Genomic DNA, 21534 nt, shown 5'->3' with positions numbered 1-21534 from the left:
CAGACAGTTTGTATTTCCACTATTTCAACTCGGGCAGGACCAAAGAAGGGGGGGCCGAAACGACACAGGGGGCGACCGCATCGGCGGTCGCCCCCTGTGATTTTTAGTAAACGTCCGGACAGTCCCGGTCGCTTGATCCGGGATTTGGAGCAGAGGCTCCAAATCCCGGAATCTGTCGTTTAGTCGCTGTTCTTCGAAGCCCGATCGGCCTTCTTGCGCTCGTTGGGATCGAGCAAACGCTTCCGCAGACGGATCGATTTCGGCGTGACTTCGACCAGTTCATCGTCCTCGATATAGGCGATGGCCTGCTCCAGGCTCAACCGGCGATGCGGAGTCAGCTTCACCGCTTCGTCCTTACCGGCAGCGCGGATGTTGGTGAGCTGCTTGGCCTTCAGCGCGTTGACTTCAAGGTCGTTGCCACGGGTGTGTTCGCCGATGATCATGCCTTCATAGATGCGGACACCACCGGGGATGAACATCGTGCCGCGATCTTCGAGGTTCCACAGAGCATAGGTGACCGCCTCGCCGGTGCCGTTCGAGATCAGAACACCATTACGGCGACCGTCGATCGGACCTTTGTAAGGCGCATAGCCATGGAAAACGCGATTCATCAGACCGGTACCACGGGTATCGGTGAGGAATTCGCCGTGATAACCGATCAGACCGCGTGACGGAGCCAGGAACGTCACGCGGGTCTTGCCACCGCCCGACGGACGCATGCCGGTCAGTTCGGCCTTACGCAAGCTCATCTTCTCGACGACGACGCCAGAATATTCCTCGTCAACATCGATGAAGACCTCTTCGATCGGCTCCATCCGCTTGCCGTTCTCGTCGGTCTGGAACAACACGCGGGGGCGGGACACGCCCAGCTCGAAGCCTTCGCGGCGCATCGTCTCGATCAGCACGCCGAGCTGAAGTTCGCCACGACCGGCGACTTCGAAAGCGTCCTTACCCGGAGTTTCGCTGATTCGGATCGCGACGTTGCTTTCCGCTTCGCGGTACAGACGGGCGCCGATCACGCGGGAGGTAACCTTGTCGCCTTCCTGACCGGCCAGCGGGCTGTCATTCACCGAGAAGATCATCGCCAGGGTCGGCGGATCGATCGGCTGCGCGTGCAGGGGTTCGACCGCCTCGGGGGCGCAAATGGTGTCGGCAACGGTGCACTTGGTCATGCCGGCCAGAGCGACGATATCACCGGCCTCGGCGCTTTCGACCGGCACCCGCTCGATGCCGCGGAAAGCCAAAATCTTTGAAATACGGAACTGTTCCAGCAGATCGCCGTCACGCGACAGGCTCTTCACCGCCATGTTGAGGCGCGCGGTGCCGGAATGAATGCGGCCGGTCAGAACGCGGCCGAGATAGGGGTCGGCTTCCAACGTCGTCGCCAGCATCGCGAAAGGCGCATCAAGGTCGCACTTGGGCGGCGGAACGTGGCGAACGATCAGATCGAACAGCGACGAGAGATCCTTGCGCGGGCCTTCGAGCGAATCGTCGGCCCATCCATCGCGGCCAACCGCGAACATGGTGGGGAAGTCGAGCTGGTCGTCATCGGCATCCAGCGCCGCGAACAGGTCGAAGCATTCGTCATGGACCTGATGCGGCCGGGCGTCGCCGCGATCGACCTTGTTGATAACAACGATCGGACGCAAGCCAAGGCCAAGCGCCTTGCCGGTAACGAATTTGGTCTGGGGCATCGGCCCTTCGGCCGCGTCCACCAGGACCACAACGCCATCGACCATCGACAGGATGCGTTCGACTTCGCCACCGAAATCGGCGTGGCCGGGGGTGTCGACGATGTTGATGCGGATACCGCGCCAGTCGACCGAGGTGCACTTGGCCAGAATGGTGATACCGCGTTCTTTTTCCAGGTCGTTCGAGTCCATCACCCGTTCGGCCACGAGTTGATTCTCGCGGAAGGTGCCCGACTGTTTCAGCATGGCATCGACCAGAGTGGTCTTGCCGTGGTCAACGTGGGCGATAATGGCGATGTTGCGCAGTTCCATGAACGGGCCTGTGAATGAGGGGGGAAGGGTGAAGCAGCCGGCCGACCTTATTTACGACGTTCCTCAAGGTAACCAGCGCCCAGTCGGGACCGGGCCAGATCGGCCAACGGCAACACCGGACGAGCACCGACATGCGAGATCACTTCGCCGGCGGCAATACCGCCCAGCAAAGCACAGGTCGGCAGGTCGAGAGCCTGGGTGAAGCCATAGAGGAAGCCAGCTGCATAGAGATCGCCGGCTCCGGTGGTATCGACCACCGTCTCAACCGGGTCGGCGGCAACGACATAAGTGGAATCGGCGGTAACGACGACCGAACCGCGCGGACCGCGGGTTACTGCGGCGATCTGGGCGTGACCACGCACCTGACGCACCGCGTCGTCAAACGAGTCGGTGCGATAGAGCGCACACAGTTCCGCCTCATTCGCGAACAAAATATCAACATGGTTGGCGATCAGGTCGAGGAAGGCTTCGCGATGACGATCGACGCAGAACGGATCGGACAGCGACAACGACACCAGCCGCCCGGCGCCGTGCGCGATTTCGGCGGCGCGCAGGAAGGCGCGCTTGGCCTCGGGCGGATCGTAAAGATAGCCTTCGAGATAGGTGACGGCCGCGCCTGCGATCACCGCGGCATCGACGTCATCCGGCCCCAAATCGACACAGGCACCGAGGTAGGTCAGCATCGTGCGCTGGGCATCGGGCGTCACCAGCACGAAACAGCGGGCGGTCGCCGGTCCGGTGGTGGCATCCTCGGTGTTGAAGACGATCCCGGCGCTGCGGATATCGTGGCGGAAGACCTGCCCCAACTGGTCGTTGCGGACCTTGCCGATATAAGCGGCGGAACCGCCCAGAGCGGCAACACCGGCAATGGTGTTGGCGGCCGAGCCGCCCGAGCATTCGATTCCTGAGGGCAGGCGGGCGTAAATCGCCTCGGCCTGAACATCATCGATCAAAGTCATGATGCCCTTGGTTAAACCCAGGTCAGTCAACAGAGAATCTTCAACCTGGACAAGCACATCGACAATCGCGTTGCCGATACCGGCGACGTGGGTGTGGGACTCAGCCATCGTCAAAAGGAGCCTTTCGCGCGGTTCGACCGGCTTGCCAGCCGGTCACGCCGCCGGGGTAACTGAGACCCGGGCGGTGACATTAAGTCCAGTATAGCGCCGGTTGCGGCTGGAACAACGAAAAACTGCCTGTGGCCCCCTAAAGAGCACCGGACACCTTTGTCTCGCACCGGTCTTTGACCGTTCGCCAGCGCCAGACCTGTCACCACTTCTTTTAGGTGCATCTTGTTGCGATTTAAGATTCTACAGGTTGATGAATCACCATTCGATGCCTACATTCAAAATGTTATGCACCTAAAACGGATTATCAGACGCCAATGGCAATCCTGTTAAACCGTTGTTTACATCTTATTCATTTTTTGCGTGTCGTCCTTACGGTCGCCACGCTGATTTTTCCCATTGCCGCCCCGGCACGCGAGGGGCCATCTTGCCGCAGTCAAAGCGCCGAGCTTGATTTCCCCTATCAAAGCAACGTGCCGACGGGATGGGATCACGATCGGTTCGGAACCGAACCCCCAGGCGAACGACAGATCGTCACCGGCCCGTTTATCAGCGCCTTTCCCGGTCCCGAAGCCGAACGCACTGGATCGCCCTATCGCGCGGTGCCGCGCTGGGTCGCCTATGAAATGCGGGCGCTGATCGATGACGACGGACAACCGGTTCACCCCCAAGGAGCACGACGGCCGTCACGGTGGTACGAACTGCACCAAACGTCTTTTCTTTGGGATGATCGGCCCGAAATCGAGAGTCGGGGACTCGATTCCTCGTATCGGGGCTTTGCCGCCCTGTGGAACCGCGGTCATCTCGCCGCCCGCGCCCATGCCAACCGAATTGCCTGGCAGGAAGGTTGCAACAGTCACGTCTTCGTTAATGCCCTGCCGCAACATGCGCGGCTGAACCAGGGGGACTGGCTGGCGCTGGAAAATTACGCGGCGGCAGCGGCCAATCGATTCGGTCGATTGTGGACGATCGCCGGTCCGGTCTTCACCCCCGGTCGCTCAATCGAAATGATCGGGGGTCCAAGCACGGTGCCAGTGCCGGTGCCCCATGCCGTATTCAAGATTCTGGCGATTGAAACCGAGGCGGGAATCGAGGCCCGCGCCTTTTTGTTTCCCCAGGCCGAAGACGAAGACGTTGCCGCCTATCGCCGCTGTTCCGGCACTCAACAGGAATCTTATGACCTTGGGCGTTATGCGATAACGGTCGCCCGGTTGGAGACTCTAACCGGGCTGGATTTCTTTACCCGGCTTGACGAATCGTCTCGCCACGCCATCTCTTCATCCTCGGACGCCGCCCTCTGGCCCATCGCACCGCATTTTTACGGCGATCGGTGCGGAGGACGTGCAACAACACGATAAGCCTTTGGTTTNTCAAGGCTCCACGACCTTCAACCGGCTCCCTCAAGGGATTGCGCCCAAGCTCGGGCTGGGCCATCATTGCTNTTTGTTCGGGAGATTTTAAAACGATCATGGCGGACTCGTCTTCCCCTTCGTGGCACGGCACCACGATCCTGTCGGTTCGCAAAGGCGGACAGGTCGTCATCGCTGGCGACGGTCAGGTCAGCCTGGGGCCGACCATCATCAAAGCGAATGCCCGCAAGGTGCGGCGACTTGGCGGCGATCAGATTCTGGTCGGTTTCGCCGGTGCCACTGCCGACGCCTTCACTCTGCTGGAACGGCTGGAAGCCAAACTGGAAAAATATCCGGGCCAGCTGACCCGCGCCTGCGTCGAACTGGCCAAGGATTGGCGGACCGACCGCTATCTGCGCAAGTTAGAGGCAATGATTGCCGTCGCCGACAAAGACGTCTCGCTGGTTCTTACCGGCCAGGGCGACGTGCTGGAACCCGAAGACGGGCTGATCGGCATCGGCTCGGGCGGTAATTATGCCTTGTCCGCCGCGCGTGCCCTGATCGATATCGACACCCTCGACGCCGAGGCCATCGCCCGCAAAGCGATGTCGATCGCCGCCGACATCTGTGTTTACACCAACCGCAACTGTATCGTCGAAAGCCTATGAGCTCCGCCTTCAGCCCCCGCGAGATCGTCTCCGAACTCGACCGCTTCATCATCGGCCAGCACGACGCCAAGCGCGCCGTCGCCATCGCCTTGCGCAATCGCTGGCGTCGTCAGCAACTGTCCGACACCCTGCGCGAAGAAGTGCTCCCCAAGAATATCCTGATGATCGGACCGACCGGCATCGGCAAGACCGAGATCGCCCGCCGTCTGGCCCGCCTCGCCCAGGCACCGTTCATCAAGGTCGAAGCCACCAAATTCACCGAAGTCGGCTATGTCGGCCGCGATGTCGAGCAGATCGTCCGTGATCTGGTCGAGGTGGCGATCACGATGACCCGCGAGCGCCTGCGCAAACAGGTTGTCGCCAAGGCCGAGATTGCCGCCGAGGAGCGTCTGCTCGATGCCCTGGTCGGCGAATCCGCCGGTCAGGACACGCGCCAGAAATTCCGCAAGATGCTGCGCGAAGGCTCGCTCGACGACAAGGACGTCGAAATTCAGTCCAGCGACAGTGCCGGGCCAATCCCAACCTTCGACATTCCCGGCATGCCGGGGTCGCAGATGGGAATGGTCAATATCAACGAAATCCTTGGCAAGGCGCTGGGTGGCCGCACCAAAACCCGCCGCATGCCGGTCAAGGACGCGATGGTGGTTCTGACCGCCGAGGAATCCGACAAACTGCTCGATCAGGACCGGGTCGTCAAAGACGCGATCTGGGCGGTGGAAAACAACGGTATCGTCGTCATCGATGAGATCGACAAGATCTGTGCCCGCTCGTCCGAGCATCATGTCGGCGGCGATGTCAGCCGCGAGGGGGTCCAGCGCGACCTGTTGCCGCTGATCGAAGGCACGACCGTCGCCACCAAACACGGATCGGTCAAAACCGACCATATCCTGTTCATCGCCTCGGGTGCGTTCCACCTCGCAAAGCCGTCGGATCTGCTGCCCGAACTTCAGGGCCGCTTGCCGATCCGCGTCGAGTTGAAGCCGCTTAGTCGCGACGATCTGGTCCGCATCCTGACCGAGCCGGAAGCAAGCCTGATCAAGCAATACCGGGCCTTGCTCGCGACCGAAGACGTCGAATTGGAGTTTGAGCCAGACGCGATCACCGCGATTGGCGACCTTGCCGCCGAAATCAATTCGACAGTAGAGAATATCGGCGCACGACGGTTGCACACCGTGATGGAACGATTGCTGGAGGAAATCAGCTTTTCCGCCCCGGATCAGCCCCCCGGAACCCGCATCACCATCACTGCCGATCTGGTGCGCGAACGGGTTGGCGAGCTGTCGAAGCAAGCCGATCTCGCCAAGTTTATTTTGTAAGTGTCTTATCCACCAGATCCCGATGAGGTCTGATCATCGGGATCTGGTGGTACTACAGCAGCAGACTGCCCATTGCGGCGGTGCCAAACACAATCAACAATGCGCCGGAACCGTGGTTGAACAGCTTCATCCGCCGGGGAGTGACGTGACCGCGCGCGGCGGCCGCCGCTGCTGACAGCACCAGCCACCACAGCGCCGAACCGATGAAAATTCCGGAGATCAGAAGGCCGGCTTGAACCTGTCCCTCGGCACGACTGGACGGTCCCAGCGCAGCAAACACACCTGCCACGCCCAAGATAGTGCCGGGATTGGTGATGGTTATAAAGAAGGTGGTGACGAAATCGCGCCACTTTCCTGATTTCTCTGCATCTGGGCCGACGTCGAAGGCGGCGCTGCGCCAGGTATGCAGACCCAGGCCGATCATAAACAGACCGCCGACAATCTTTAACGTCTCCGTCTGCCCCTGCAAGCCTTGGACAACGGCACCGATTCCCAGCACCGCGACCGCGCCGAACAACGTGTCGGCCAGCGCGGCGCCAAGACCAGCAACGAACGCGGCCAGCCGTCCGTCGGCCAGCGCCTTGCGAATACAGAGAATTCCCACCGGCCCAATCGGTGCAGCGACGGCAAAGCCGATCGCGATGCCGCGCAGGAACAGGGGCAGATCGACATCAACGTCCAAAATGGGAATGCCTTTGCGGTCACGATGCGGGCGTCAGCAAAAACCAATTGGCCCCGCAAGGCAACCTCCTTGGTTCAAGGCAGGATCAACTCGGCTCCGAAGCGACGGATTGGCGCAATCATCACATCCTGAGCCGCGACCAGGGCGAGTTCGCGCCGTCGGTCAGCCCTGGTTCGTTCCAACACGGCAAACAAACCCGATACCGCCAGATCCAACGCTTCGGGCACCGCGCGCCCAGACAGAAGATGCCCAAACAGAAGCGCCGCCAACACGTCGCCGGTTCCACTCGGTTCGGGAGAAAAGGGCAGGCGAGGCGTACGTATCCGCCAAGCGTGCTCTGTCGTCACCGCCAGCACGATCAGGGCATCGTCACCGTCTTCCAAGCTGGTGACGACCGTCAGTCTTGGCCCTGCCTGCTCCGGCCCGGCCAGCAGAGCGCGCGCGGCAACAACAGCGTCGGTCTGATCGGTCACCGGACGGCGACTAAGCCACTCCAGTTCGAAGCGGTTGGGCGTCACGATGTCGGCGAGCGGAAGGAGACGACTGCGAAACGCCTCGGGCAAGTCGGAATCGACATACAAACCGTAAGGCACATCGCCCATCACCGGATCGCATAAATAAAGCGCATCTGGATTCGCCCGGCGAATCAGATCGGCGGCGAGAACCGCCGCCTCGACCGTATCGGCCTCGCCCAGATAGCCGGTCAAAAGGCCATCGCAGGATTCCAGCGCCCCGACCGCAGCCAAGCCTTCGATCATTGCAATCAGATGAGCGGCGGGAAGCCGCATCCCCCGAAAACCGTCATAGCCGGGATGGTTGGAGAATTGCACGCTGTCGATCGGCCAGACCTCATGGCCCAACCGCTGCAACGGCAGCAGCGCGGCTGAGTTACCGACATACCCATAGGCAACGGCGGATTGGAGAGAAACAATCTTCATCGTCGTCTCGGTATATACGACGCAATGTTGCGCCGCAACCTTGCCATCGAAAGGCAAGATTGTTACGCTTCGAACCCCTTTTTAAACGATCGGAGGATTTTCCTCATGGCTGCCACGACCCGGCCCCGCCGTTCCGTCCTCTACATGCCGGGATCGAACCCGCGCGCGCTCGACAAAGCGCGGACTTTGGCCGCCGATGGCCTGATTCTCGATCTCGAAGACGCCGTTGCTCCCGACGCCAAGGACGACGCCCGACGCCAGGTGGTCGAGGCTTTGAAAGCAGGTGGCTATGGCGACCGCGAACTTCTGGTCCGCGTCAACGGTCTGGCTACCCCCTGGGGACAAAGCGATATCGTCGCCGCCGCGAAATCAGGTGCCGACGCGATCTTGATTCCCAAGGTCGAAAGCGCCGACATGGTTCGTCAGGTCGAAGCCGCAATGGTTGCCGCCGGAGCGCCCGCCTCGATGGCGATCTGGTGCATGCTGGAAACTCCGCGCGGCGTGCTGCGTTCCGCTGAAATCGCCGATTCGACGCCGCGTCTGGCTGGATTCGTGATGGGAACCTCGGATCTGGCCAAGGATCTGCACTGCGCCCACACCCGCGACCGTCAACCGATGGTAACGGCTCTGGGGCTCTGTCTGCTTGCGGCTCGAGCCAGCGGACTGGCGGCGCTGGATGGTGTCCATCTCGACCTCGAAGACGACGAAGGCTTTGAAAACGCCTGCCGCCAGGGGCAAGACCTGGGCTTCGACGGCAAGACCCTAATCCATCCGAAAACCATCGCCACCGCCAACCGGGTCTTCGCACCGACCGAAAAAGAAATCGAATGGTCAAAAGCGATCATTGCCGCGCATACCGAGGCCGTCGCCGCCGGCAAGGGCGTCGTTGTCGTCGGTGGCAGGCTTATTGAGCTTCTTCACGTTGAAAATGCCCGCAGATTGGTCGATCTCGCGACCCGGATCGCCCGACTGGATTCCGCCCTTAAGGATTCATCGTCATGAGCAAGACCAATCAAGGCAATTTTCTTGAGGATTTCCGCCTCGGGCAAGTGATCCGCCATGCCACCCCGCGCACGGTAACCGAGGGTGACGTCGCCCTTTACACCGCGTTGTACGGATCACGCTTTGCCCCGCAATCCTCGGCCAAGTTCGCCAGCGCGATCGGCCTTGCCGAAAAGGGTCGCGCTCCTATCGACGATCTGCTCGCCTTTCACATCGTGTTCGGTAAGACCGTCCCGGATATCAGCCTCAATGCCGTCGCGAATTTAGGCTATGCCGCCGGTCGCTTCGGGGTTCAGGTCTTTCCCGGCGATACCCTGTCCGCCGTTTCGACGGTGATCGGGATCAAGGAAAATTCGAACCGTCAGACCGGCGTCGTTTACGTCCGCACCACCGGCCTGAATCAGCGCGGCGAAACCGTGCTCGACTATATCCGTTGGGTCATGGTGCGCAAACGTGACCCTAACGCGGTTCTCGCCGAAACCCTGGTGCCCGATCTTCCCACCGCCGTTGCCGCTGGCGATCTGATCCTCCCCACCGAATTGCAGCTTGACCGCTACGACGCGGTTCTGGCTGGAAGTCCCTATCTGTGGGACGATTATTCCCCCGGAGAGAAAATAGATCACGTCGATGGAAGCACCATCGAGGAAGCCGAACATATGATGGCGACCCGGTTGTGGCAAAACACCGCACGGGTTCATTTCAATCAATTTACCGAGGGAAAAGGTCGCTTTGGCCGCCGCCTGATCTATGGCGGCCACATCATCTCGCTGGCCCGCGCCCTGTCGTTTAACGGTCTCGGCAATGCGTTCAAACTGGTCGCGATCAATGGCGGCCGCCATGCCAACCCAACCTTCGCCGGCGACACGATTTTCGCCTGGTCCGAAGTGCTACAACGCATCGAGATCCCCGGCCGTGACGATGTGGGAGCCTTGCGCCTGCGCTTGGTCGCCACCCGCGACTGTCCTTGCGGCGATTTCCCGCTCTTCGCCGAAAACGGCCACGATATCGACCCGGCCGTGGTGCTCGATTTCGATTACACCGTGCTGATACCAAGACGGAGGGGATAATTTTTGCAGGGCTCTGCCCTGCACCCGCTGGGGCCTGAAGGCCCCAGACCCCCATTCCTTTTTATGTCAAAGAACCGCTAGCCCCTTACGGGGCTACGCGGACCCCGGCATCAGACTCCGTTTCAACAAGCGCAAGGCCGGGCATCGCCCTAATCCGGTGGGGATAACAATATCGGCGCGGCGAATTTTTTCGGCATCGGGCATCTGCCGCGCACGAATTTGCTCTAACCGCTCCGGCGTCATCCCGGAACGGGCAAGTACCCGTTGCGCCTGAAGAAAACGGGGACAGGTGACAACAACAACAACATCGCAGCGGCGCGCCCCTCCGGTTTCAAACAACAGAGGAATATCGAGCACCACCGCACGAGCACGACGGCGACGCTGACGATATAAAAATGCCTGTTCCGCAGCACGGACCAGAGGATGAACGATCACCTCAAGCCGTTTTAACGCCGCCGAATCACCAAAAACCATCCGTCCCAAAGCGGCACGATCGACCGCTCCGTCACGAACAACTCCAGGAAAAGCGGCTTCGACTGCGGCCACGGCTTTCCCCCCACGTGCAAACAAGGCGTGGACTGTCGCATCGGCATCGTGCACCGGAAAACCCAGTCGAGCCAGCATCCGCGCAGCCGTGCTTTTTCCGGTCCCAATCGAACCAGTAAGACCGATAATCTTCATTGATCCGACAGAACAAAAGCACGCAATTCGTCGGTAACCTCGGGTTCAGTCCCAAACCAAGCCGAAAATCCGGGCACCGCCTGCCACAACAGCATCCCCAACCCATCGATTGCAAGATTGCCGCGCTTACGCGCGGCCGCAAGCAACGGTGTTTCCAGCGGAACATAAACGATATCTGTAACGATTGCAGAGAGGGGGAGGGCGGCAAGATCAAGATCAAGCGGAGGCTGCCCCGCCATGCCGAGAGAGGTCGTGTTCACCAGCAGTGCCGCGCCTTCAAGCAAAGAAGCACGCTTTTCCCAATCGCCAACGATAACCGGACCGCCAAGATCCCGTGCCAACCGTTCGGCACGGTCGCGGCTGCGATTGACTAGGCGGATTTCGTTCAGGCCAGCATCGGTCAGAGCGGCAATAACGGCGCGAGCGGCACCGCCCGCGCCGATCACCACCGCCGGACCGTCATGCGGATGCCAGTGCGGTGCACCCCGGCGCAAATTTTCCAGAAAGCCGAAAGCGTCGGTATTCCGTCCTTCAACCGTTCCATTCTCTTTAAATATCAGTGTATTAACCGCACCGATCCGCGCCGCCAGCGGCTCAATGGTATCCAGCAGCGGCAACACCGCTTCCTTGTGCGGAATCGTCAGATTGATGCCCCGAAATCCTAGTTTTGGCAGAGTCACGATCGCCTGAGTAAGATCTTCAGGCGCAATCGCGAGCGGCAGATAGGCACCGTCGATGCCTAATTTTTCCAACCAAAACCCATGCAAACGGGGCGAACGCGAATGTCCCACCGGCCAACCGGCGACACCAGCCAGCCGGGCTTTTCCCGTCAGAATCATGTCGGCAAATCTCCGTCGATCCGCAAAAAATCGAGCAAGGGTAAAAGCGGCAGCCCGAGAATAGTGAAAAAATCGCCCTCGATAGCTGTGAATAACTGCGCTCCCAGCCCTTCGAGCTGATAACCGCCGACCGAGGACAGCACCGAATCTCCGGCCCGATCCAGATAATCCTCCAGAAAGGCGTTGGAAAATTCACGCATTGTCAGACGGGCTTCGGCGACGTGACGCCAACGGGTCTGGCCGTCGCGAACGACGGCCACGGCGCTGAATAAACGATGCGTTCGACCGCGCAGGGCTTGAAGCTGCGATCGGGCTTCGGCCCGGTCGCGCGGTTTATCGAAATCTGTTCCTGCGAGATCAAGAGTCTGATCGGCCCCGATCACCAGCGCCCCCGGTGCCCGAGTTGAAACGTCCAGCGCTTTTAAAACGGCTAAATTTTCGGCAATCGCGGCAGGATGAGCACGACGCTCGCGCAGACTTTGCTTCGTGGGATTTTCGTCGATTTTGGCCGGATCGACCGTCACCATCACTCCGGCGGCAGCGAGCAGCGCCCGACGGGCGCTGCTCGCTGAGGCGAGAACGATCATTGCGCCGACTCGCGCAGGCGATCCAGTCGCTGATCGTGCAACTGTATGATTGTCGCCGAAGCCTCTTCGATCGATTTACGAGTGACATCGACCACCGGCCATCCCAAACGGGTAAAGAGACGCCGAGCGCTTTGCACCTCTTCCTTGACCCGTTCGTACTGGGCGTAATCGGCTTCTTCGGTCTGATTAAGAAGACGCAGCCGCGCCCGCCTGATATCGGACAAGCTTTTGGGATCCTTGGTCAAACCGACCACCAAGGGATTGACCGCATGCTCTAGTTCATGAGGAATCGGAACGCCCGGAACCAGAGGATAGTTGGCACATTTCAAGCCACGGTTGGCGATATACATGCTGGTCGGCGTTTTCGAGGTGCGCGAGACTCCGACCAAAACCACATCGGCTTCCTCAAGCAGTTCGATCAACTGACCATCGTCATGAGCCAGGGTGAATTGCATCGCGTCGATACGGCGAAAATATTCGGCGTCGAGCTGATATTGCCGACCAGGCAGTGCATTGACGGTGGTACCGAGAAACGCCGACAGCGCTGCCATCACCGGATCGAGCACCGAAATACACGGAATCGAGCGACGGCGACAGGCGTCTTCGAGCTTCAAGCGGACAGTGCGATCGACCAGCGTGAAGAGGACAAGACCGGGATTTTCCTGAATTCCAGCAATAACCCGCTCGATCTGGCCCTGAGTACGGACCAGCGACCAATTATGCTGAACCGGATGCACCGATTCAAACTGCACCAGACAGGCGCGAGCCATCGAGGTGATGGTTTCGCCGGTGGCGTCGGAAACGAGATGAAGATGAAGGTCAGCCATGCCAGTGGAAAAGTTCCAATCATGGGGATAACCGGGGTCTGGACGAGACTCGCTGGATTCGCTCCCCGTTGGCTCATATTCCATGCGCCGACCGATGAGTCTGTCCATAACTTTTATGCCCTTAGGCGAGAATAACGTGAATTAGCCTTGCGGCAACGAGTTTTCCCCATTATCCACAGCTTTATCCGCAAGGCTTTGGACCGCTTGGAATCAAGGACTTGGCTTTGAGCATTCCCGAAATTCCCACGATCCGCCGGACCGAACCACGCCGACCGGACAAGCCTGGGGATAATTTGGGGAGAGAATCTAATCCCCATCATCCACAGGTATCCTCTACACACTGCCTTCTTTTCCTTAACTCCTAAAGAAGGTAAGAGAGGGGAGACCACTCGAACCAAGGCTGACCCAGTGTCCAACTCAACCAAACGCTTCCTCCGCGCCCTTTCCGGCGAAACCCTCACTCCTCCGCCATTCTGGCTGATGCGTCAGGCTGGTCGGTACCTTCCGGAATATCGTGCCACTCGCACGCAGGCCGGCAGCTTCCTCGATCTGTGTTACACGCCGGATCTGGCGGTCGAGGTGACGTTGCAGCCGCTGCGCCGCTATGGTTTCGATGCCGCCATCCTGTTCAGCGACATTTTGGTCGTTCCCGATGCGCTCGGACAGAAAGTCTCCTTCAAGGAAGGCGAAGGTCCGGTACTGCCGCCGATTCGCTCAGCAGCAGACCTTGACCGTCTCAACCTCTCGGGCTTCCACCAGCACCTCGCGCCGGTCTATGCCACGATGGCAGGTCTGGCCAAGTCGATCCCCTCCACGACCGCTCTGATCGGCTTTGCCGGTGCTCCGTGGACGGTGGCGACCTATATGATCGAAGGCAGTGGCTCGAAGGACTTCCCCAACGCCAAGGGGATGATGTTCTCGCAGCCGGAGCTGTTCGCCCGCCTGATGGCTCTGCTGACCCAGGCTACCGGCGATTATCTGATCCGTCAGATCGACAACGGTGCCGAAGTCATCCAGATTTTCGACACCTGGGCCGGCGCTTTGCCCGAAGAGCAGTTCGACGCGTGGGTTATCGCCCCCACCCGTGCTCTGGTCGAGCGTATCCGCGCCGAACGTCCCGGCGTTCCGGTGATCGGCTTCCCGCGTGGAGCCGGCGTTCTGTACAAGCGTTATGTCACCGAAACCAAGGTCAATGGCGTTTCGATCGATTCGTCGGTCCCGCTGGATTGGGCCGCCGCCGAATTGCAGCCGCATTGCACCGTTCAGGGCAATCTCGACCCGCTGTTGCTGGTCGCGGGCGGCGAAGCGCTTGATGCCGGTATCGATCGGGTCCTGACCAAGCTCGGCAAGGGTCCGTTCATCTTCAATCTCGGGCATGGTATCGTCCCCCCGACCCCGCCGGAAAATGTTGCCCGGCTGGCAGAGCGGGTTAAAAACTGGAAGGGATGATGACCGACGCAGCGGGCAGTAGAACAGCCGTCGTGCTGTTCAACCTCGGTGGTCCTGACAGTCCCGAGGCGGTCGAGCCGTTTTTGTTCAACCTGTTCAACGACAGGGCGATCATCGACGTCCCGGCCCCTCTGCGCTGGCTGATCGCCAAGATGATATCCAAGCGGCGGGCGCCCGCTGCGCGCGACATCTATGCCAATCTTGGGGGAAGGTCTCCTCTGGTCGCCCAGACGGAGGCCCAAGCCCGCGAGCTGGAGCAATTGCTTGGCCCCGGCTACCGTTGCTTTATTGCAATGCGGTATTGGCATCCGTTTACCAGTGAAACGGTTGAATCCGTTAAAGCCTGGAAAGCGGATAAGGTTGTTCTTCTGCCTCTATACCCGCAATTTTCGATGACCACGGCGGGATCTTCCTTGAAGGAATGGAAATCGCAGGCAAAAAGACTGCGGTTACGCATTCCGTCGCGGCTGTCCTGTTGCTATCCAACTCAGCGTTATATGGTCGAGGCTTTGGCCGATCTGGTTCGCCTCGGTTATGAAGAAGCAAAAGCGCAGGGCACGCCGCGGATTCTTTTTTCGGCTCACAGTCTGCCGAAAAAGATGATCGATAATGGCGACCCCTATCAGGCTCAGGTCGAGCAAACGACTCAGGCGGTGGCAAAAGCCACGGGAATTCCCGATCTCGATTGGGCGTTGTGCTACCAAAGCCGGGTCGGTTCGATGGAATGGATTGGGCCTTCAATCCAAAGCGAGCTTGAACGCGCCGGCCAGGATCACGTTCCAGTTGTGGTGGTTCCGGTTGCCTTCGTCTCTGAACATTCTGAAACGCTGGTCGAACTCGATATCGAATATCGTCAACAGGCTGAAGCGCTGGGGATTCCGGGATATATCCGGGTGCCTGCGTTGGGCTGTCATCCCTTTTTCATCAAAGCTCTGGCCGAAGTTGTGCGTGATCCAAAGTCTGGGTCTGGAAAAGGTGGATGCAGTTCTTTGGGCCAAACCTGTTTAGGAAGAGGCTGTCAATGCTGAGTGGTGAAGGCTATCTTTGGGTTAAATCCGTTCACGTCATCGCGGTTATTTCGTGGATGGCGGGAATGTTGTATTTACCGCGTCTGTTTGTCTATCACACTCAGGTCCAACCCGGTTCCGAATCCTCGGAAAAGTTCAAGGTGATGGAACGACGCCTGTTGAAGGCGATCATGACGCCAGCGATGATTCTCAGCTGGGTGCTGGGATTGTGGATCGCGATCGACATGGATATGTTTTCCCAGCCCTGGTTTCATGCGAAACTGGCTTTCGTGATTTTGATGACGGTCTCGCATCTGTTCCTGATACGCTGTAAGAACGATTTTGCCGCCGATCGCAATACACGGCCGGAAAAGTTCTTTCGCGTTCTGAACGAAGGGCCGACCCTTTTGATGATCGCAATCGTCATTTTGGTGATCGTAAAACCGTTCTGATCGACCGATCCCGGATCGGCCCCTCGGTCCGGGATGTTCTCTTTTATGCTAATCCCGTTTGACAGCAGACGACACTTTGGCTAAAGGTGAGCAAATATTCCGGGTTTGCTCTTTACCCCGGCTGAATTTACCCGTCCCGCCCCCTTGCCGGATCAATTCTGACCGGCCTTGCTTTGGCCCGTGGCCCGAGACCGTATCCGGTCAGCGCCCGTCGGACCGATGATCCGCTCCAAGGCATTTGAACGGATACCTACTCTATGCATCTTCAGGACCTGAAAAAGAAGTCTCCCGCCGAGCTATTGGCATTTGCCGAAGAGCTTGAGGTTGAGAACGCCAGCACGCTTCGGAAGCAGGACATGATGTTCGCTATCCTGAAGCAGCTTGCCGATAACGATACTCCGATCTACGGCGATGGCGTTCTTGAGATCCTTCAGGACGGTTTTGGTTTTCTGCGCAGTCCAGAAGCCAACTATCTTCCCGGTCCCGATGACATTTATGTCAGTCCGAGCCAGATGCGCCGTTTCGGTCTCCGTACCGGCGATACGGTCGAGGGGCAAATTCGGGCTCCGAAAGATGGTGAGCGTTATTTCGCGCTGTTGAAGGTCAATTCGATTAATTTCGAGCCGCCGGAAAATGTACGGCACCGTATTAATTTTGATAATTTGACCCCGCTTTATCCTGACGAAAAGCTTCGTCTTGAAATTGACGATCCGACCAAGAAAGATCTTACCACCCGCGTGATTGATCTGGTCGCGCCGATTGGCAAGGGCCAGCGCGCTTTGATTGTCGCGCCGCCGCGTACTGGTAAGACGGTGATGTTGCAGAACATGGCTCATGCCATTTCCGCTAATCATCCCGAAGTTTATTTGATCGTATTGCTGATTGATGAACGTCCCGAAGAAGTCACCGACATGGCGCGTTCGGTGAAGGGTGAAGTGATCAGCTCGACTTTTGACGAACCCGCATCACGTCACGTTCAGGTTACGGAAATGGTGCTGGAGAAGGCCAAGCGCCTTGTCGAGCATAAGCGCGATGTCGTGATTCTGTTGGATTCGATTACCCGTCTTGCCCGTGCCTACAACACGGTTGTTCCCAGCTCTGGAAAAGTGCTGACGGGTGGTGTCGATGCTAATGCCCTGCAACGTCCTAAGCGCTTTTTCGGTGCTGCTCGTAATATCGAGGAAGGCGGTTCATTGTCGATTATTGCTACCGCTTTGATCGATACTGGTTCTCGTATGGACGAAGTTATTTTCGAAGAGTTCAAGGGAACTGGTAACTCTGAGATTATTCTCGATCGTAAGTTGAGCGATAAGCGTACGTTCCCGGCGATTGACATCACGAAGTCGGGCACTCGTAAGGAAGAATTGCTGGTCGAAAAGGGTACCCTGTCTAAGATGTGGGTGCTTCGTCGTATTCTGATGCCGATGGGTGTTGTTGATGCGATGGAATTCCTTGTCGATAAGCTGAAACACTCGAAGAATAATGCTGACTTCTTCGATGCGATGAATTCGTAGAGATTCGTTTTTTCCGGCCCTCTCCCCGAAAAGCCATCGGCTTTTCGGGGAAGGATTGGAGGTCAAGGAGGCGAGCCTCCTTGCGGGTGCAGGGCGGAGCCCTGCTAATTTTATTCTCCGGTAAAGACCGGAGCGCGTTTTTCCCGAAAAGCGCGGACACCTTCAACATAATCGTGGCCGTCATAGACCTTGCGGCGTAGACCCTGGACCCGTTCGAACATCCGGGGGGTAATCGCGTGGGCCGAGGCGAGGACGCGCAGTTCTTCCTTCATCACCGCGATGGATAACGGCGCTAGTTTGGCGATTCCACGGGCCATTTCAGCGCAAAATTCGGTGATTTTGTCGGCCGGTTGCAGATGATTAACAATCCCCAAGGTTAGGGCACGATCGGCGTTGACCGGTTGAGCGCAAAAGGCCATTTCTTTGACCGCATGCAGATTTGTGGCGTTGATGAAGGTCAACAGGCCGACGATATTATAGGGAATACCCAGTTTTGCCGGGGTGATGGCAAAGCTGGATTCCGGTGTTGCCACCAGGATATCGCAGGCCAGCACCATTTCGAAGGCACCACCCCATACGCCGCCTTCAATCAGTGCAATAATCGGAGCAGGGAATTCTTCCAGTGCCCGGATCACGACCCGCAATGGATCGCTCCAGCCCAGCGGATCGCGGTGGCTGTGCGGCAGTTCCGAGATATCATGTCCGGCCGACCAGACCCGGACGCCAGGTTCGGCCCGCAAGATGACGGCGCGTGCTTTAGCGGTGCGCGCTTCCTCCAATCCGCTGAGAATTTCCTCAATCATCGCCTCGCTAAGGACGTTGCGCCGCTCCTGGTTGGTCAGGGTGATGGTCAGCACGTGTCCGGTTTGCTCGATTTTGGTCAAGCTCATCGTGGCCTTCTTTCCTGGCAGTGAAGGGGAGGGCTGGACCAAACGGAAATCAGGTCCAGAGGGAAAAGAATCAAGCCGCACGGAACTGACTGCATTTTCCGTCTGAACAGTGTCAGGGAGAAAAATGGCCTAGTCGTGGCGGCTTTTGCTGCGTCGATGATAGCGGCGACGGTAGGAAGACGAATCGGCCCATTCGTCGTCATCCGCGCTGTCGTCGTTGTCGCGCCGCCGTGACTGCAAATTCACTGCGCCGATCAGCAATAGCGGCGGCAGGACCACAATGACGATTCGCCCGACCATATTCAGAAAAGTCATCCGGTCGGTTTCAATGACGATGCTGTTTTTGCAATCGTAACGCTGCTGAAAGTTTCCGGCGCAGTCGCTCATCCGCTCCTTGACCGACAAAGAGCTGTGATTTTCGACTTCCCCGTTTGGCATCGTCAGAAATTGGGTCCACACCGCCCAGCAGATCCAAACGCCACAGGCGGTGAAAACCCCCGCTTTGCGCAGGGACGATCGCCTCACCTTTGACCTCCGTTCTCCAGTTGCAGCAGCGCTGCCTTGGTTTCTATTCCGTCGATACCGGAATAGCCGCCCAGACTGCCATTCGCGCCAAGAACGCGGTGACAGGGAACGATGATCGGGATGGGGTTGCGGCCACATGCTCCGCCAACGGCGCGCGGGCTACTCCCTAGGGCCAAAGCGATCTCTCGGTAGGTGGTGGTGACACCAAACGGAATCGCCGTCAGAGAGGCCCATACGCGCTTCTGGAACTCTGTTCCCGATGCAGCCAATGGCAAATCGAAGCCGCTCCGCAGGCGCCCGTCGAAATAGGCTTCCAATTGGTCGCGGGCGCGCAGCAGCAGCGGCGTTTCCTCTGCTTCGGGGAGCCAGCCCCAATCGAGCGCGACGATTGCGCCGTTCTGTTCGAACAGCGCTAGCGGACCAACGGGAGAGTTAAAAGACAAATGAGCCATATCAACAGAGTACCTCAGACCATCGGTGTTCTGAAAGACTCCTTTTTTCGACTGAGGGCAAATGCTTTTACCCTTGGTAGATGTAGAAATGGCCTTTAAAATTTAATGGTTCAAAATTTCCTCAAGCGCGCTCGGATTGTCGATCGGGGCAAGACAAAACGGCCCCCGACAAACGTGTGCTCTGGCAGAATCCGGACCGTGTTCACGGATGATCAGCGGATTTTGTCCACTGGTGATCGCGGTACGAAGCAGAATAGCCGCAGCGGGATCGTTGGCAGGGCCGAAAATCGTTACTTTTAGGGGATGGTCGAGCAGATGACGCGCATCGAGGAACACCGCCATTGTCGTTCCCTGGTCGGGCAGGGCGGCGGAGAAGGCGGATAAGGTCGCTTCAGCGCGGTCATGCCACTGGGCTTCGCCACTGACCAGATGCATCAACGCTAGAACTTCGGCCATCGCGCCGTTGCCGGAGGGGACAACGGAATCAAAGAAGGGTTTGGTTCGTATCGGTACGTCGGCGGCATCGTCTGCCGACAGGAAGTAGCCGTTACCATCCTGGTCCCAATGATGGTCATGGGCGCTGTTGAGCCATAATTGTGCCTGGTCGAGATAGCTTTTGTCTCCGTCAGTGGTATAGAGCGCGATTGCCGCCGCTGCCAGGTGGGCGTAATCGTCGATCACGCCGACCGGGCCAACCCGGCCCGCGCACCAGACATGAGCAAGACGGCCACCGGGAAGAGTGGCCCGTGCGGCGACGGAGGCAAAAGCAGCTCGCGCTGTTTCAATCCAGTCGGGCCGGTCGAAGGCCAATCCTGCCTCGGCCAGGGCGCGGATCGTCATTCCGTTCCAGTCGGTCAGGATTTTGTCGTCGCGGGCAGGGCGAGGGCGGATGGATCGTTTGGCCAGCAACAGCGCTCTTGCTTCGTTCAGGCCGGTTTCGTCGTCGTTCCCATGGGGATGATTGCGATGAAGAATCGAGCGGCTTTCCCAATTGCCGCCGGGGCGAATATCGTAAAGTGAACGGATGCGCCCCGCGAGAGCAGGGGGGAGCGCGGACTCGATCTCCTCGACGCTCCAGGTATAGAACGCTCCTTCCTCGCCATCGCTGTCGGCGTCGAGCGCGGCAGCGAAACCGCCGGTTTCGATCCTCATCTCGCGTTGGAGCCATTCTATGGCTTCGGCCACGGCCTGGCGATACCGCGGGCTGCCAGTCCGCCGCCACACCTCAGTCAGCAAACCGATCAACTGGGCATTGTCGTACAGCATCTTTTCGAAATGCGGGACGATCCAGGCGGAGTCGGTGGCATAGCGCATGAAACCGCCCCCCAACTGATCGCAGATGCCGCCCCCGCACAGACGGTCAAGAGTCAGGATCACCTGTTCTCCCAGACGTTGATCGGCTCCGGCCAAATGCGAACGCCATAAAAAACGCAAGAGCGCCGGTTGAGGAAATTTCGGCGCGGCTCCAAAGCCGCCATGGACCGGATCGGCCAGAGGCAGACACGCTTCCGCCACTTCGCGCCCCAGTCCGGGGGCGATCCCGTCGCCACCGGGAGATAAAGTCAGGGGGGCGAGGGCAGTTCGCATCCGTTCGGTCTGGGCGACAATCGCAGTGTCGTCCTGATTCCAGGCGGTGGCGATCCCGTCCAGCACTTCGGCGAAAGACGGACGGCCATAACGCCGCATCGGCGGAAAATAAGTTCCGCCCCAAAATGGTATTGTCTCAGGCGTCAAAAACAGCGTCAGCGGCCATCCGCCCGGCTGTCCCATCATCGCCAAGGCATGTTGATACACACTATCGAGATCGGGCCGTTCCTCGCGGTCAACTTTGATCGCAACAAATCCATCGTTGATCCGGGCGGCGATGGCGGGATCGCGAAAGCTTTCGTTGGCCATCACATGACACCAATGACAAGCCGAATAGCCGATTGACAGCAGGATTGGCCGGTTACGGGTTTTTGCCTCGGTCAGGGCTTCCGCTCCCCACGTCTGCCACGCGACCGGGTCGGTGGCATGATGGAGGAGATAAGGGCTGGTCTCTGCGGCGAGACGATTGACCGGCATATCCTGCTCTCCCTGGGACGTCTCTGGTGTTGGCGTGTCCGGCTTCCCATCTCATCGGTCTGGGCTGCGATTGCGCCGTTTGGGCTCTAGGCTTAGTTTGGGTGTCGGGCCGCCGGCGACAAGAGCGGCCATCCCTCGACCCGGCCGGATCGGAG

Annotated in this window: 21 protein-coding genes; 9 read left to right on the top strand and 12 right to left on the bottom strand. The window is 58.9% G+C overall.

What is annotated here, in order from left to right; genetic code table 11:
• Window positions 1-179: 179 nt before the first annotated feature.
• Together typA and PHAMO_RS09890 are read right to left on the bottom strand one after the other, a co-directional pair.
• Window positions 180-2003 carry a translational GTPase TypA gene (typA, locus tag PHAMO_RS09895; protein WP_002728931.1) on the bottom strand — a complete coding sequence of 608 codons (1824 nt, stop codon included), beginning with the start codon at window positions 2001-2003 and terminating at the stop codon, window positions 180-182.
• A gap of 47 nt (window positions 2004-2050) precedes the next feature.
• Complete coding sequence (locus PHAMO_RS09890) at window positions 2051-3070, bottom strand: adenosine kinase (RefSeq protein WP_002728929.1); 1020 nt, start codon at window positions 3068-3070, stop codon at window positions 2051-2053.
• Window positions 3071-3387: 317 nt separating this feature from the next.
• Here PHAMO_RS09890 and PHAMO_RS09885 point away from each other — a divergent pair, with 317 nt between their 5' ends.
• From PHAMO_RS09885 to hslU, 3 genes are all read left to right on the top strand, one after another.
• Window positions 3388-4428: a DNA/RNA non-specific endonuclease gene (locus tag PHAMO_RS09885; protein WP_002728927.1), complete on the top strand. Its 1041-nt coding sequence runs from the start codon at window positions 3388-3390 to the stop codon at window positions 4426-4428.
• A gap of 110 nt (window positions 4429-4538) precedes the next feature.
• Window positions 4539-5087 (top strand): ATP-dependent protease subunit HslV, encoded by a 549-nt coding sequence (gene hslV / locus PHAMO_RS09880; RefSeq protein WP_002728925.1) that lies wholly within the window; start codon window positions 4539-4541, stop codon window positions 5085-5087.
• Window positions 5084-6403 (top strand): ATP-dependent protease ATPase subunit HslU, encoded by a 1320-nt coding sequence (hslU, locus tag PHAMO_RS09875; protein ID WP_002728923.1) that lies wholly within the window; start codon window positions 5084-5086, stop codon window positions 6401-6403. Before hslV ends, hslU begins: the two co-directional genes overlap by 4 nt.
• 52 nt (window positions 6404-6455) lie before the next feature.
• Here the strand turns inward: hslU and PHAMO_RS09870 are convergent, their stop codons facing one another.
• Window positions 6456-7085, bottom strand: a complete 630-nt coding sequence (locus PHAMO_RS09870) for a LysE family translocator (RefSeq protein ID WP_002728921.1) — start codon at window positions 7083-7085, stop codon at window positions 6456-6458.
• 74 nt (window positions 7086-7159) lie between these two features.
• Complete coding sequence (gene pdxY / locus PHAMO_RS09865; protein WP_002728919.1) at window positions 7160-8023, bottom strand: pyridoxal kinase PdxY; 864 nt, start codon at window positions 8021-8023, stop codon at window positions 7160-7162.
• A 105-nt stretch (window positions 8024-8128) separates the two neighbouring features.
• Between pdxY and PHAMO_RS09860 the strand changes: the two genes are divergently transcribed.
• Window positions 8129-9025: an HpcH/HpaI aldolase/citrate lyase family protein gene (locus PHAMO_RS09860; protein WP_002728917.1), complete on the top strand. Its 897-nt coding sequence runs from the start codon at window positions 8129-8131 to the stop codon at window positions 9023-9025.
• A complete protein-coding gene (locus tag PHAMO_RS09855; protein ID WP_002728915.1) occupies window positions 9022-10092 on the top strand; it encodes a MaoC family dehydratase in 1071 nt (356 codons plus the stop codon). Before PHAMO_RS09860 ends, PHAMO_RS09855 begins: the two co-directional genes overlap by 4 nt.
• Window positions 10093-10185: 93 nt before the next feature.
• On the opposite strand, the gene coaE is transcribed toward PHAMO_RS09855, so the two are convergent.
• Genes coaE through PHAMO_RS09835 form a run of 4 tightly spaced genes read right to left on the bottom strand, consistent with a single transcriptional unit; the run spans window position 10186 to window position 13026 of the window.
• Window positions 10186-10773, bottom strand: coding sequence for a dephospho-CoA kinase (gene coaE / locus PHAMO_RS09850; protein ID WP_002728914.1), 588 nt, complete (start codon window positions 10771-10773; stop codon window positions 10186-10188).
• The gene (locus tag PHAMO_RS09845; protein ID WP_002728912.1) at window positions 10770-11612 is read right to left on the bottom strand and encodes a shikimate dehydrogenase; all 843 of its coding nucleotides are present in this window, start codon (window positions 11610-11612) and stop codon (window positions 10770-10772) included. Before PHAMO_RS09845 ends, coaE begins: the two co-directional genes overlap by 4 nt.
• A complete protein-coding gene (locus tag PHAMO_RS09840; RefSeq protein WP_002728910.1) occupies window positions 11609-12199 on the bottom strand; it encodes a Maf family protein in 591 nt (196 codons plus the stop codon). The genes PHAMO_RS09845 and PHAMO_RS09840 overlap by 4 nt, the downstream gene beginning before the upstream one ends.
• Entirely contained in the window at window positions 12196-13026 is an 831-nt protein-coding gene (locus PHAMO_RS09835) for a pyruvate, water dikinase regulatory protein (RefSeq protein WP_040566633.1), read from the bottom strand. The genes PHAMO_RS09840 and PHAMO_RS09835 overlap by 4 nt, the downstream gene beginning before the upstream one ends.
• 408 nt (window positions 13027-13434) lie before the next feature.
• On the opposite strand from PHAMO_RS09835, the gene hemE reads away from it, so the two are divergent.
• The 4 genes from hemE (at window position 13435) to rho (ending at window position 17448) form a co-directional block, all read left to right on the top strand.
• The gene (gene hemE, locus PHAMO_RS09830) at window positions 13435-14475 is read left to right on the top strand and encodes a uroporphyrinogen decarboxylase (RefSeq protein ID WP_002728906.1); all 1041 of its coding nucleotides are present in this window, start codon (window positions 13435-13437) and stop codon (window positions 14473-14475) included.
• Window positions 14472-15503 carry a ferrochelatase gene (gene hemH, locus PHAMO_RS09825; protein ID WP_002728904.1) on the top strand — a complete coding sequence of 344 codons (1032 nt, stop codon included), beginning with the start codon at window positions 14472-14474 and terminating at the stop codon, window positions 15501-15503. The genes hemE and hemH overlap by 4 nt, the downstream gene beginning before the upstream one ends.
• Window positions 15497-15934, top strand: a complete 438-nt coding sequence (hemJ, locus tag PHAMO_RS09820; RefSeq protein WP_040566629.1) for a protoporphyrinogen oxidase HemJ — start codon at window positions 15497-15499, stop codon at window positions 15932-15934. The genes hemH and hemJ overlap by 7 nt, the downstream gene beginning before the upstream one ends.
• Before the next feature lie 257 nt (window positions 15935-16191).
• On the top strand, window positions 16192-17448 hold the full coding sequence (rho, locus tag PHAMO_RS09815) for a transcription termination factor Rho (protein WP_002728900.1): 1257 nt from the start codon (window positions 16192-16194) through the stop codon (window positions 17446-17448).
• 110 nt (window positions 17449-17558) lie between these two features.
• Here the strand turns inward: rho and scpB are convergent, their stop codons facing one another.
• From scpB to PHAMO_RS09795, 4 genes are all read right to left on the bottom strand, one after another.
• Window positions 17559-18338 carry a methylmalonyl-CoA decarboxylase gene (gene scpB / locus PHAMO_RS09810; RefSeq protein ID WP_002728898.1) on the bottom strand — a complete coding sequence of 260 codons (780 nt, stop codon included), beginning with the start codon at window positions 18336-18338 and terminating at the stop codon, window positions 17559-17561.
• A gap of 129 nt (window positions 18339-18467) precedes the next feature.
• Window positions 18468-18863, bottom strand: a complete 396-nt coding sequence (locus PHAMO_RS09805; RefSeq protein ID WP_002728896.1) for a hypothetical protein — start codon at window positions 18861-18863, stop codon at window positions 18468-18470.
• Complete coding sequence (locus PHAMO_RS09800) at window positions 18860-19315, bottom strand: methylated-DNA--[protein]-cysteine S-methyltransferase (protein WP_002728894.1); 456 nt, start codon at window positions 19313-19315, stop codon at window positions 18860-18862. The genes PHAMO_RS09805 and PHAMO_RS09800 overlap by 4 nt, the downstream gene beginning before the upstream one ends.
• A 102-nt stretch (window positions 19316-19417) precedes the next feature.
• Window positions 19418-21379 carry a thioredoxin domain-containing protein gene (locus tag PHAMO_RS09795; RefSeq protein ID WP_002728892.1) on the bottom strand — a complete coding sequence of 654 codons (1962 nt, stop codon included), beginning with the start codon at window positions 21377-21379 and terminating at the stop codon, window positions 19418-19420.
• Window positions 21380-21534 lie beyond the last annotated feature (155 nt).

The sequence above is a fragment of the Magnetospirillum molischianum DSM 120 genome, from assembly GCF_000294655.1.
Taxonomy (GTDB): Bacteria; Pseudomonadota; Alphaproteobacteria; order Rhodospirillales; family Magnetospirillaceae; genus Phaeospirillum; species Phaeospirillum molischianum.
This window is presented reverse-complemented; position numbering and strand designations above follow the sequence as displayed.

What these genes read in the sequence shown, in the direction of transcription:
- typA (WP_002728931.1), bottom strand. Translation starts at nt 2,003, where the DNA reads ATGGAACTGCGCAACATCGCCATTATCGCCCACGTTGACCACGGCAAG.
- PHAMO_RS09890 (WP_002728929.1), bottom strand. Translation starts at nt 3,070, where the DNA reads ATGGCTGAGTCCCACACCCACGTCGCCGGTATCGGCAACGCGATTGTC.
- PHAMO_RS09885 (WP_002728927.1), top strand. Translation starts at nt 3,388, where the DNA reads ATGGCAATCCTGTTAAACCGTTGTTTACATCTTATTCATTTTTTGCGT.
- hslV (WP_002728925.1), top strand. Translation starts at nt 4,539, where the DNA reads ATGGCGGACTCGTCTTCCCCTTCGTGGCACGGCACCACGATCCTGTCG.
- hslU (WP_002728923.1), top strand. Translation starts at nt 5,084, where the DNA reads ATGAGCTCCGCCTTCAGCCCCCGCGAGATCGTCTCCGAACTCGACCGC.
- pdxY (WP_002728919.1), bottom strand. Translation starts at nt 8,023, where the DNA reads ATGAAGATTGTTTCTCTCCAATCCGCCGTTGCCTATGGGTATGTCGGT.
- PHAMO_RS09860 (WP_002728917.1), top strand. Translation starts at nt 8,129, where the DNA reads ATGGCTGCCACGACCCGGCCCCGCCGTTCCGTCCTCTACATGCCGGGA.
- PHAMO_RS09855 (WP_002728915.1), top strand. Translation starts at nt 9,022, where the DNA reads ATGAGCAAGACCAATCAAGGCAATTTTCTTGAGGATTTCCGCCTCGGG.
- coaE (WP_002728914.1), bottom strand. Translation starts at nt 10,773, where the DNA reads ATGAAGATTATCGGTCTTACTGGTTCGATTGGGACCGGAAAAAGCACG.
- PHAMO_RS09845 (WP_002728912.1), bottom strand. Translation starts at nt 11,612, where the DNA reads ATGATTCTGACGGGAAAAGCCCGGCTGGCTGGTGTCGCCGGTTGGCCG.
- PHAMO_RS09840 (WP_002728910.1), bottom strand. Translation starts at nt 12,199, where the DNA reads ATGATCGTTCTCGCCTCAGCGAGCAGCGCCCGTCGGGCGCTGCTCGCT.
- PHAMO_RS09835 (WP_040566633.1), bottom strand. Translation starts at nt 13,026, where the DNA reads ATGGCTGACCTTCATCTTCATCTCGTTTCCGACGCCACCGGCGAAACC.
- hemH (WP_002728904.1), top strand. Translation starts at nt 14,472, where the DNA reads ATGATGACCGACGCAGCGGGCAGTAGAACAGCCGTCGTGCTGTTCAAC.
- hemJ (WP_040566629.1), top strand. Translation starts at nt 15,497, where the DNA reads ATGCTGAGTGGTGAAGGCTATCTTTGGGTTAAATCCGTTCACGTCATC.
- rho (WP_002728900.1), top strand. Translation starts at nt 16,192, where the DNA reads ATGCATCTTCAGGACCTGAAAAAGAAGTCTCCCGCCGAGCTATTGGCA.
- scpB (WP_002728898.1), bottom strand. Translation starts at nt 18,338, where the DNA reads ATGAGCTTGACCAAAATCGAGCAAACCGGACACGTGCTGACCATCACC.
- PHAMO_RS09800 (WP_002728894.1), bottom strand. Translation starts at nt 19,315, where the DNA reads ATGGCTCATTTGTCTTTTAACTCTCCCGTTGGTCCGCTAGCGCTGTTC.
- PHAMO_RS09795 (WP_002728892.1), bottom strand. Translation starts at nt 21,379, where the DNA reads ATGCCGGTCAATCGTCTCGCCGCAGAGACCAGCCCTTATCTCCTCCAT.